This is a genomic window from bacterium (assembly GCA_040753085.1).
Lineage (GTDB): Bacteria > UBA9089 > JASEGY01 > JASEGY01 > JASEGY01 > JASEGY01.
Genome location: JBFMHI010000026.1, coordinates 16,589 through 27,130, shown reverse-complemented (window position 1 = coordinate 27,130; position 10,542 = coordinate 16,589). Strand labels below are relative to the sequence as shown.

The 10,542-nt window shown below is 47.0% G+C and carries 14 protein-coding genes; 8 read left to right on the top strand and 6 right to left on the bottom strand.

Features of this window, described 5'->3' with window-relative positions; all coding sequences use genetic code 11:
* From AB1797_04840 to AB1797_04825, 4 genes are all read right to left on the bottom strand, one after another.
* A partial coding sequence (locus tag AB1797_04840) for an AraC family transcriptional regulator (protein ID MEW5766939.1) occupies nucleotides 1-262 on the bottom strand: 262 nt, incomplete at its 3' end.
* A 54-nt stretch (nucleotides 263-316) separates the two neighbouring features.
* Nucleotides 317-736: a metal-dependent hydrolase gene (locus AB1797_04835; GenBank protein MEW5766938.1), complete on the bottom strand. Its 420-nt coding sequence runs from the start codon at nucleotides 734-736 to the stop codon at nucleotides 317-319.
* A gap of 368 nt (nucleotides 737-1,104) precedes the next feature.
* Nucleotides 1,105-1,515 carry a DUF192 domain-containing protein gene (locus AB1797_04830; protein ID MEW5766937.1) on the bottom strand — a complete coding sequence of 137 codons (411 nt, stop codon included), beginning with the start codon at nucleotides 1,513-1,515 and terminating at the stop codon, nucleotides 1,105-1,107.
* Nucleotides 1,516-1,571: 56 nt separating this feature from the next.
* Nucleotides 1,572-1,703: a hypothetical protein gene (locus AB1797_04825; protein ID MEW5766936.1), complete on the bottom strand. Its 132-nt coding sequence runs from the start codon at nucleotides 1,701-1,703 to the stop codon at nucleotides 1,572-1,574.
* A 267-nt stretch (nucleotides 1,704-1,970) separates the two neighbouring features.
* On the opposite strand from AB1797_04825, the gene fliS reads away from it, so the two are divergent.
* The 6 genes from fliS (at nucleotide 1,971) to uvrC (ending at nucleotide 5,853) form a co-directional block, all read left to right on the top strand.
* A complete protein-coding gene (gene fliS / locus AB1797_04820; GenBank protein MEW5766935.1) occupies nucleotides 1,971-2,378 on the top strand; it encodes a flagellar export chaperone FliS in 408 nt (135 codons plus the stop codon).
* A 21-nt stretch (nucleotides 2,379-2,399) separates the two neighbouring features.
* Nucleotides 2,400-2,861 carry a flagellar export chaperone FlgN gene (gene flgN, locus AB1797_04815; GenBank protein MEW5766934.1) on the top strand — a complete coding sequence of 154 codons (462 nt, stop codon included), beginning with the start codon at nucleotides 2,400-2,402 and terminating at the stop codon, nucleotides 2,859-2,861.
* 177 nt (nucleotides 2,862-3,038) lie between these two features.
* On the top strand, nucleotides 3,039-3,350 hold the full coding sequence (locus tag AB1797_04810; protein ID MEW5766933.1) for a hypothetical protein: 312 nt from the start codon (nucleotides 3,039-3,041) through the stop codon (nucleotides 3,348-3,350).
* Between the two features lie 210 nt (nucleotides 3,351-3,560).
* Nucleotides 3,561-3,836, top strand: a complete 276-nt coding sequence (locus AB1797_04805; protein ID MEW5766932.1) for a type II toxin-antitoxin system RelE/ParE family toxin — start codon at nucleotides 3,561-3,563, stop codon at nucleotides 3,834-3,836.
* A gap of 10 nt (nucleotides 3,837-3,846) precedes the next feature.
* Nucleotides 3,847-4,176, top strand: a complete 330-nt coding sequence (locus tag AB1797_04800) for a HigA family addiction module antitoxin (protein ID MEW5766931.1) — start codon at nucleotides 3,847-3,849, stop codon at nucleotides 4,174-4,176.
* A gap of 3 nt (nucleotides 4,177-4,179) precedes the next feature.
* The gene (gene uvrC / locus AB1797_04795) at nucleotides 4,180-5,853 is read left to right on the top strand and encodes an excinuclease ABC subunit UvrC (GenBank protein ID MEW5766930.1); all 1,674 of its coding nucleotides are present in this window, start codon (nucleotides 4,180-4,182) and stop codon (nucleotides 5,851-5,853) included.
* 261 nt (nucleotides 5,854-6,114) lie between these two features.
* Here the strand turns inward: uvrC and AB1797_04790 are convergent, their stop codons facing one another.
* Complete coding sequence (locus tag AB1797_04790; protein MEW5766929.1) at nucleotides 6,115-7,587, bottom strand: HD domain-containing protein; 1,473 nt, start codon at nucleotides 7,585-7,587, stop codon at nucleotides 6,115-6,117.
* A 671-nt stretch (nucleotides 7,588-8,258) separates the two neighbouring features.
* Between AB1797_04790 and AB1797_04785 the strand changes: the two genes are divergently transcribed.
* Nucleotides 8,259-8,471 (top strand): cold-shock protein, encoded by a 213-nt coding sequence (locus AB1797_04785; GenBank protein MEW5766928.1) that lies wholly within the window; start codon nucleotides 8,259-8,261, stop codon nucleotides 8,469-8,471.
* Nucleotides 8,472-8,660: 189 nt separating this feature from the next.
* Here AB1797_04785 and AB1797_04780 read toward each other — a convergent pair whose 3' ends face one another.
* Nucleotides 8,661-9,011 carry a hypothetical protein gene (locus tag AB1797_04780; protein ID MEW5766927.1) on the bottom strand — a complete coding sequence of 117 codons (351 nt, stop codon included), beginning with the start codon at nucleotides 9,009-9,011 and terminating at the stop codon, nucleotides 8,661-8,663.
* A gap of 114 nt (nucleotides 9,012-9,125) precedes the next feature.
* Here AB1797_04780 and galE point away from each other — a divergent pair, with 114 nt between their 5' ends.
* Nucleotides 9,126-10,109 carry a UDP-glucose 4-epimerase GalE gene (galE, locus tag AB1797_04775; protein MEW5766926.1) on the top strand — a complete coding sequence of 328 codons (984 nt, stop codon included), beginning with the start codon at nucleotides 9,126-9,128 and terminating at the stop codon, nucleotides 10,107-10,109.
* Nucleotides 10,110-10,542: the final 433 nt, after the last annotated feature.

Sequence of the window (10,542 nt, the reverse complement as noted above, 5' to 3'; positions counted from 1 at the left end):
GATCGAGCGTCGAGCATCCAGCATCGAGCATCCAGCATCGAGCATCGAGCATCGAGCATCCAGCGTCGAGCATCAAGCATCGAGCATCCAGGATCGAGCATCGAGCATCCAGCGTCGAGCATCGAGCATCGAGCATCGAGCATCCAGCATCGAGTATCGAGCATCCAGCGTCGAGCATCGAGCATCCAGCGTCGAGCATCGAGCATCCAGCGTCGAGCATCCAGCATCCAGCGTCGAGCATCCAGCATCCAGCGTCGAGCATCGAGCATCGAGCATCCAGGATCGAGCATCGAGCATCGAGTCTGGCCGGCTAATACTATAAAAACATCCATAAAAACAGCCCGCTTACGCCTACTTCCTGGCCTATCCGAATCCAGAGATTTTCTCCTAAATCTATCTTACTTCCTTCGCCTTTGATCATCCGATAAGGTTGACTAAAACCGGAGATAAAATCCAGGAAAAGATGAACTGAGACGCTCAGGAGAAAAAGACGGGCTATATGAGGCGCCCAAAGGTAGAGTAAAAGACCCAGGATGGTATAAGTAGTGGCCCCCAAAAGCTCGTGCATTACTGTTCGACTCGCCCTTAAACCGCCAGGCCTAATCCGCCAGCTCTTCAAAGTCAATAAATGATCAATATCAGGAAGAAGGGAGAAGGCAATGACAAACCACCTGTCAGAAGGTGGGAAAAAACTGCTCAGGCCAAGTCCAACTGCGGTATGGGTTATTAGGGTCATAATTATCAATGTAACTATTCAGGTGGATAGACTGAAGGCTGAAGGCTTTTAGGAATAAATGCGGAGACCAGAAGATGATTGGACTTCAGTCTTCAGCCTTCAGCCTATCTACCTAAGTAGTTACAATTATTGTAACCGTTCAGCCACAGATGCACACAGATGAAACACGGAAAATCCGTAAGTCGTGTCCGTGATTCGGGTCTGTCCTTAGGCTGTAGGGACAACCCTTGTGGTTGTCCGTCTACAGAACGGACATGGACAAGCACGGACAGGGACAAGCACGGACAGGGACAAGCCCTGTCCCTACACTTCCGCCTTCTGTCCTGTGTTATTTATCCGTGCTAATCCGTGCAGCTATAACTGAACGGTTACCAATTATTAATTATTAATTGTAGTTGATCTCCCACTGTTGTCCGGCTTTTAGTCACAGTACCGACAGGTAATTCTAAGACATAACGGGCCGGGACAGAGGGAAGATAAATCCGCCAGGTAGCTGGTTTAAACAGATTAAAGGGCTTCACTCTTTCTCTAATATCCATCACTTTCAGAGAAGAGGAAAGCCAGATAAGGTCAAGATCAAAAGACATAAAGGCCATATGAATAGATGATCCCCATCGACTTTCTTTTGAAAATCTAAGGATTAGAGCCTTTGGAGTTTTCCTGAACATAAGGCCGAGGCCTCGACTCAGGAAATTATCAGCCAACTTGGCCTCCTGAGCAAGGACGGCCGCTTTAGTTTCATTTAAGATAGGCGCGTTAATCCTGGGAAATAGAGTCATTTTCCCCCTTACTTCTTTACTTCCTCTACCCTTTGGAGGCAAGGATACCCTATAGCTTAATCTATGTCAAGAGGTTTTATTCCTTTAATCAATTCAATCTTACTCCTGAATATTTCCCCTCGTTCAATCCCTCGAACGATCACATGATGTAAAGCTCCGGGAGCATCTAATCTAGGTTTCCTTAGCATAGTTCAATTATGCATTATGGTATTTGATTTGTCAAATGTTTTTTTGCTTCCTACACCACCGTCCCCCATGTCCCCCTATTTGCTAACGGTCGGCTGATTACTAAAAAAAAGGGTTGACATCTTTCGTGAGAAATGCTAAAATAAATAAGATAGAAAGGTCATCTGTCAAAGATGATGGTATCTTCTGATCCCATCATCGTATTAGACGTTATGCCGTGAAAAGGGGGAGGGGAGGTGCATAACGCAGGCGGAAGGGTTTATTAATCAATGGTCACTAATCCTTATCAAAGATATCGCCAAGCCAGTGTGGAGACGGCAAGCCCAGCCAAACTGATTCTTATGCTCTATGAAGGGGCCATAAAATTTCTTAAACAGGCTAAAGAGGCTTTACCAGAGAAGAAATACGATGTTGTCTCGGGAAGGCTTATTCGCACTCAGGAAATCCTTAACGAATTGATGATATCATTGGATATGAAAGCGGGAGGAGAACTATCCGCCAATCTTTATCGGCTTTACGATTATATGAATCGCCGCTTAATTGATGCTAATATAAAGAAGGAGGCCAAGATAATAGAGGAAGTTCAAAGTATGTTTGTTGAACTGCGAGAGGCCTGGAGTGAAATGATAAAAACTACCAGTGAGAAGGTGATAAAGGGACCTCCTCGGGCGGCTTAATGTGGCTAATGGGGAAGGTAAATGGTGGTTACAGAAAGCGACCAAGAACTACAGAAGTTGAAATCGCTCCTCAAGGATCAATTGGGGGCCATCTCCAGGATGTTCGACTTAGGCAGGTGGCAGAGGGAAGCAATAGAGGCGGAAGATGGCGATAGATTGCTGGACTTGACTAAGGAGGAAGCAGGATTAGAACTCAAGATCAAATCTTTAGATGATGAAATCGTGCGGTGGAGAGAAAGGCAAGGAGAGTTTTCGGAAGATAAAGAGCTAACCACTATCCTGAGCCAGATTGAGCGTGTTTGGACAAAGTTAATGAAAAGAAGAGAAGAGAATGAGATCCTTCTGGCTGAAAAGATGAAAAAAGTAAGAAGTAAGTTGGCTGAAGTAAGGAAAACTAAATTGGTTCAAAAGAGCTATAAAATTCCATATACTGGCTGGACAGTGAGAAGAGACGATGCATTTTTTGTGGATAAACTCCAATAGACAGTAAACAGTAGTCAGTTAAACCTTTATTAACTGTCTACTGACTTACTGTTTACTGCTAAAGTTAGCTTGCTAAGTTGCCGATATAGATAATAAGCAGGGCAGAGGAAGTTTTGAGGAGGCTTTCCTGGGAGGTTCTATTTCCCCTGACTGCGTAGGAAGGAGAGGTGAGTTAGCATGGAGGTAGGAAATGTGGTTCAAAGGCTCCTGGGAGTTGGACAACAAGAAGGCGGCCAGGAGTTAAAGAGAGGTGAAGGTTTAAGTCAATCAGCTCTGGAAGATCAAGTTACAGAATCCCCTCTGAGGATGGATACCTTAGCCGTTCTTAGAGAGAACATTCAAGCTGCAGCCACGAGGGTTGAGGATGCCGAAGAAGCAGGCAAGGTGATGGCTCGTATTCAGGACCTTATCGCTTCAGAAGGCGGAAATGCTCTAATGGCCCATTCAAGAGTGGCTTCTGCCAATGTGCTTGATTTAGTAGGAGTGTAAGAAAAAAGATTAGCGGCTTTAAAAAACACGAATTTCACTAATGCACGAATAACATGAAAGGTCTTTCATCGTGGAGAAGGGCAGAGGGTAGCTTCTATTAGATGCTGAAAAGGCTTTTGGTGTTTTTCGTGGAGCGGGTGAGATTCGTGTTTTTGTTTTCCCTCAAAGATATCGCTTGACGATACTACCGCCTCATGATATTATAGTAGAATGATTGAATCTTTCGCCAGCCCTGAAACAGAGAAAATATTCAGAGGCAAAGTGTCAAGGAAACTGCCGTTGGATATTCAGAAAACTGCTCGGCGCAAGCTCCTTTATTTGGACGATGCAGACAATTTCCGAGATTTGCTGGCACCGCCTGGAAATAGACTCGAAGAACTTCGCGGAGAGCAGTATAGCATTCGCATTAACGACCAATGGAGAATTTGTTTCAAGTGGGCTGATGGTAAGGCGAGAGATGTAGAGATTGTTGATTATCACCATTGAAAGGAGAGACATGAAAACACTCCCACCTATTCATCCTGGAGAAGTTTTATTGGAAGACTTCATGAAGCCTTTAGGCTTGAGTCAGTATCGTGTGGCTAAAGATATAGGCGTTTCTGCATTGAGGATTAGTCAGATTGTGCGTGGGAAGCGTTCGATTACGGCAGACACGGCTATGCGGCTATCTCGTTATTTTGGTACAACTGCTGTTGTATGGTTGCGCCTACAAGCACGTTACGACCTTGAAATAGCTGAAGCTCAAATAGCCAAGCGCATTAACCATGAGGTCAAAGTCTTAACGCCACCTCCTTTCAGGATGGATATCCTGAGCGATCGGATGTAAAAGATGAACCCGAAACTCGATGACCCGCCAGGCAAAGCCGGCCTGGCAGCGGGTGCCCCCAACTCGAAATTTGCTCAAAAATTGGCTCAATTTCCGGATACATGCGGGGTCTACCTGATGAAAAACAAAAAAGGAGAGGTCATTTATGTGGGCAAGGCTGTCTCCTTAATTAAACGGGTTAGAGCCTACCGCCCCAAAAAAGGTGGTAATACCCCTAAAGAAGCAGCTCTCCTCTCAGTGGCGGCTGATGTGGAGTATATCGTCACTGATTCCGAGATAGAAGCCCTTATCCTCGAATGCAATCTTATCAAAAGATATCGACCGCGATACAATGTCCTATTAAAGGATGATAAGGCCTATCCTTTACTCAAGGTTACCCTGGCCGAAGATTTCCCCAGGGTTTATATTACCAGGCGGATGAAAGAGGATGGGGCAAAATATTTCGGACCTTATACCGAGGCCGGGGTCCTGCGGGGGGTGCTCAAGTCTGGGCGGGAGATATTTCCCCTGCGGACCTGCAAACAAAAGATAACTTCCGATAAACAGGCCCGGCCTTGCCTCAATTTTCATATTCAGCGCTGCCTGGCCCCTTGTGCCGGACTAATTAGTCGAGAAGAATATCGAAAGATGGTGGATCAAATGTGTCTCTTTCTGGCCGGGCGGGGGGAGGAGGTGATAACCCACCTCAAGGGTCAAATGAAAGAAGCCGCCGGGGCGCTGGAATTTGAAAAGGCAGCCCAAATCAGGGACCGGATAAAAGGGGTGGAATCCATCCTGGCCCATCAAAAGATGGTCCTGGACAGGCCAATAGATGAAGACGTGTTAGGCCTGGCTCAAAGGGATAATCTGGCCTGCCTTATTATCTTCTTTATTCGGCAAGGCAGATTGATCGGTCGGGAGCACTTCATCCTCCAGGGTGGTGAGACCCCGGCAGAGATAGTGAGCGCCTTCATAAAGCAGCATTATCTAAAAGCCCCGGCTATCCCGCCTCAAATCCTTCTCCCCTGCCGGATAGAAGAAGAGAACCTGATAAGTGAGTGGCTCAGACAGAAACGGGGCAGCCGGGTCAATCTTAAGGCGCCTAAACGTGGGGAAGGCTTGAGGTTGCTTCAATTGGCCGTTAAAAATGCCTCCCTTCTTCTGGCTCAAAAGGGAAAAGCCGTCCCTGAGACCGCGGCTGAAGAGTTAAAGGATCTTTTAGGCCTCAAATCACCCCCCTTGAGAATTGAGGCCTTTGACATCTCAAACTTAGGGGATAAGGCGGCGGCCGGCTCGGTGGTTGTTTTTGAAAATGGCCGGCCAAAAAAGGGAGATTATCGACGTTTTAAGATCAAATCGGCTGAGGCCCCTGATGACTATGGCTGTCTGGAAGAAGTGGTCGGCCGTCGTTACCGGCGTTTATTGAAAGAAAAAAGCCCCCTGCCGGATTTAATCGTGGTGGATGGAGGCAGGGGCCAACTCTCTTCAGTTTGGGGCACCCTGCTGCGGCTTGGTCTGGAAGGTGTCCCCCTTATTGCCCTGGCCAAAACTGAGGAGGAAATCTTTACCCTTCATCGCTCCTCACCTATCTTGCTTGCCCGGGATTCCCCTACCCTGCATTTGCTTCAACATATTCGTGACGAGGCGCACCGCTTTGCCCTTAAATATCATCGTCATTTGCGGACAGTGGAGAGTTGAAAGAAGGTAACCGTTCAGGTATGCACGAATTAGCACGGATAAATAACACAGGACAGAAGGCGGAAGTGTAGGGACAGGGCTTGTCCCTGTCCGTGCTTGTCCATGTCCGTTCCGTAGACGGACAACCACAAGGGTTGTCCCTACAGCCTAAGGACAGACCCTAATCACGGACACGGCTCACGGATTTTCCGTGTTTCATCTGTGTGCATCTGTGGCTGAACGGTTACGAAAGAAGAGACATCTCAGGTAACTACTCAGTCTTCAGTCTTCAGCCTTCAGCCTATCGGCGATTAGCCGTTCTACCAGGGCCAATCCTTCCTCTCGGGTCTTCACCTGCCCCTCAATGTAGGCCTCTTCTATCTCTCTGAGAAGCTGGCCAATGAGAGGCCCGGGCGAAAGACCGAAAACCTCAATCAAATCCCTCCCCCCAACCATCCTGGGAGGCGTAATTATCTCCTTTTCCTCAAAGAATCGTTTTAGAAGATGATTAATTACCCAGTATTGTCTCAAGATAACCGACGAGGAACACGCCTTTGGACCACGGGCCGCATAGCGATCAGCTAAAGAAAGAATAAGCGTGCCCAGGCCATCTTCACCCAAATCCCGAAAGAACCGATGGACAGCCCTGGCCGAGATTTTATTCTCGTTAGCCAGCAGACCGGGCCGCATATGTGAGGCCACTATCTTTTTTAATCTTTCCGCTTCATCTCTGGATAGCTTGAGTTTTTTCCCAATTAAAAAAGCAAGTTCCGCCCCTGAACGCTCATGTCCTGTAAAGCTTATCTGGCCATTTCCCTGCCGGGTTAAACTTTGGGGCTTACCCAGATCGTGAAAGAGAGCCGCCAGTTTAAGAAGGGCGACCTGACTTTGACCACTGGAAAGGGGCCGTTTTAAATATTCGGCTATCCGGTTATGCCAGGCCCGAAAGTGAAAGGCGCAGTGTTCGGTTATCTCTTCCAGGTAGGCCAGGGAAACGGTGGAATGATCAAAGACATCAAGATGGTGGTACCCGGGCTGTTCCACTCCCTTAAGGGGCATAAGTTCCGGGATGATCTCCCCCAATAACCCTGTCTCATCCATAGCCAAAAGGTGCGGATAACTCTCTTTTGTCTCCAACAAAAAAAGAAGTTCATCCCTGATCCGTTCTTCCGAGCTTCGGGTAATCAAGGAGGCATATTGGCTGATAAGCCTTAAGCTGTCCTGGTCTATTTTAAAGCCGAGTTGGGCCGCTAATCTGAAGGCTCGAAGTCCCCGCAAGGGGTCCTCGATGAGATTTTCTTTAGATACAAGCCTGATTCGACCGGACGACAGGTCAGGCAGCCCCCCGTTAGGATCAATGATGGTCTCAGACCCTGAAAGATCCACGGCCAAGGCATTAATAGTAATGTCTCTCTGTCTGAGGTCCTCTGCTATATTGTCCCCCTTGAGTCGAGAAAAATCCAGGCATACCTGCTCTTTTCCTTTAAGGACTACCCGGGCGCAATCCCGCTCAGGGTCAAGGATGAAGAAACTGCCCCCCAGGGAGGAAGCCACTTCTCTGGCCAGAGAAATGGCCTCGCCTCCCACCGCAAAATCATAATCATTGCTCTTTTTCTCAAGAAGATAATCCCGCAGCCATCCCCCCACCAGGTATATTCTTTCTCCCTTTCCCTCAGCTACTTGTTTAACATGGGAAATAATGTCTTCCTTTAAATAGCTAAACTCTTTCATGTCCGGCTCAAGGGCGATGTTCATCGTTTCGGCCTATCTACCTGAGTAGTTACGGTGCCTTTATAATTCTCGTAACCGTTCAGCCACTAAGGCACGAAGACACAAAGGGGAAAGTATGTGTCGTAGAGAACATTAGAGCCATAGAGCAGCAGTTCTGGAACTTTCAGAAAAGTCTTTAACTACTGCGCTACTGCTCTGTTGAGCTATTAAAAAATAATCCTTTAATCTTTGTGTCTTAGTGTCTTTGTGGCTGAACACTTACTAATTCTCGCAGACAACGCCAATGTTGCAGGGTAATACTATACCGTAATTAAGGGAGAAAAGTCAAGAAATTTTATTGATTATCTAAGGAATTTCAGTTTTTTAGCTTGACAATAATATAAAATTATGCTAAAGTGGATACCGAGTGTAAGCTGGAGGGGTGAATTTGTGGCCGACCTTGAGGCGGTCCATATATGGGGCGGCATCTCAAAATTGTCCGTATCAAATTCCAAGCCCAATTACACTTAGTTGTTGGCAGTCGTTCAAATCCATAGTAACACCTTTGTAAGTTGTAAGAGTAATACCCTGGTGGGTTGCAACTGATATTGATTTACTGCAAGATGTGTCTCAATACTAACAAAGGTCTCTTCGAGAGGCTGGTTTGGATCGTTCTGCCCGATTTAATTTAAACTGAGGAAGGAGGTGGATGGTTCGTGGCAGAGCGTGAAAGCGGTACTGTTAAGTGGTTCAACGCCACTAAAGGCTATGGCTTCATAGCCCCCGATGAAGGAGAAGATATTTTCGTGCACTATAGCGCCATTAAAGGCAATGGCTATCGTTCTCTGGAAGAAGGCCAGCGGGTCGAATTTACGGCCAGCGAAGGGAATAAGGGCCTTCAAGCGCAAGACGTGATGGTTCTTGATTGAAAGATAAAGTCACCTTAGCCAAGCAAATTAGGCGGGCTGCCAAACAGCCCGCCTAATATTTTTACGGACGGTAACTATTTAGCCACAAAGCCACTAAGGCACGAAGAGAATATTTGTAATCTTTGTGTCTTTGTGCCTTAGTGGCTGAATAGTTACTACGGACGAATGAGGTGACGGATTTAGCGGCTCTCACAAAAAAGGGTTGACATAATTGGAATCTTGTGGTAAACTAATAATAAGTAAGCATCGAGCCCGTTTCAAAGCCTTTTTCCAGGGTGAGCCTTGTGGTTGCAAGCCCCAAGGATATTTCTTGAAACGGGTTTTTTTATCGGCCCTGAGGTCTTCGAGATGCTTTTTGGGTTCGGGTGCCTCGTATTTGCCGTGCAACAGTTGCGGAGGGAAACCATAGCGCGGCCTCCCGCCGCAACCAAATAGTCCTCGATGCTCGATCCTCGATACTTGATGCTCGATGCTTGATGCGGGTAAAGGATCCAGTGTCCAGTATCGAATATCCGGTATCGGGCATCGAGGATCGAGCATCGAGCCTCATGTAACATTCTCGCGGATAACGCAAATGTTGCGGGGTAATAGTATAACGGCGACTGCTGCCCGGTGACAGTGGCGCCAGCCACTACTTACCCTCAAGGAAGAGAAATGATCTTAGTAGTTGGCGGGGCTGGATATATCGGCAGCCAGGTGGTCAAACAGTTAAATGAGCACGGATTGATGACTATCACCTATGACAGCCTGAAAAAAGGACATCGTGAGGCAGTCCTGGCCGGGGAGTTTATCTTAGGGGATATAAGAGACACCTCCAGGTTGTCGAAGGTTTTTAAAGAAAATCAAATTGAAGCGGTGATGCACTTTGCGGCTGACAGTCTGGTAGGGGAATCAATGGAGAACCCCCTGGCTTATTTTGAGAACAATGTAGCCGGCACGACCAATCTTCTCAAGACCATGATAAGTTTTGGGATAAAGAAATTTATCTTTTCGTCAACAGCCGCCGTTTATGGAGAACCCAAGCAAATCCCCATTAGGGAGACCGATCCCACCATGCCGACTAATCCCTATGGTGAATCAAAGCTGATGATCGAACATATCCTGGCCAGATGTGATGAAGCTTATGGACTCAAGTATATATCCTTGAGATATTTCAATGCGGCTGGAGCAGATGAATCAGGTCGGATTGGTGAAGCCCATCATCCGGAGACTCATCTCATCCCCTTAATTCTTCAGGCGGCTTTAGGACAGCGGGAGGCCATAAAGATTTTTGGGACAGATTACCCCACTCCGGATGGCACCTGCATCAGAGATTACATCCATGTGGTTGATTTAGCCGAGGCGCATATCCTGGCCCTCAAGTCGCTAATAAATGGGAAGACAAGCACTGTTTACAACCTGGGTAATGAGAACGGGTATTCAGTTAGAGAGGTAATCGAGGTGGCCGAAAAGGTTACTGGGCAGAAGATACCGGCTATTGAAGCAGGACGAAGGCCTGGTGATCCGGCTGTTTTGGTAGCCAGTGCTACTAAAGCCATTCAAGAGTTGGGTTGGAGGCCAGGCTTGGCTGATCTGGAAACTATCATTGCCACGGCCTGGCAGTGGCATAAACTCCAATTATCTATTAATAATTGGTAACTATGGGATGGTTCATTTTCGGGCAATTTTCGGTGAGTTCTTTTGCCACATATTTTGGAGTGCATCGTCCATGACGATGCATGCATTGACACGGTCAATGCACTCCATATTTATCAACCGCAAGCTTTCACACTAAAGTGAACCGTCCCGTAACTATTCAGGTAGATAGGCTGAAGACTGAAGGATGTAGGTTGCAGCTACCGTGGTCTATGGAAAGATACCTATTTAAGAATCAGAGATCGACTTAAGAATTGGGGGCCAGCTTTCTCTCCGGAGATGATGATCGAGGTTTTTCGGGCGAGAAAGAGAATAATCGAGATCCCCATTAGTTATTATCCCAGAATCGGGGGGGAATCTAAGCACTCGGATAGTTTCTGGAAGGTGAGCAAAACCGCCCTTAGAATGCTCAAATTGATATTTAAGAGGCGGCTCA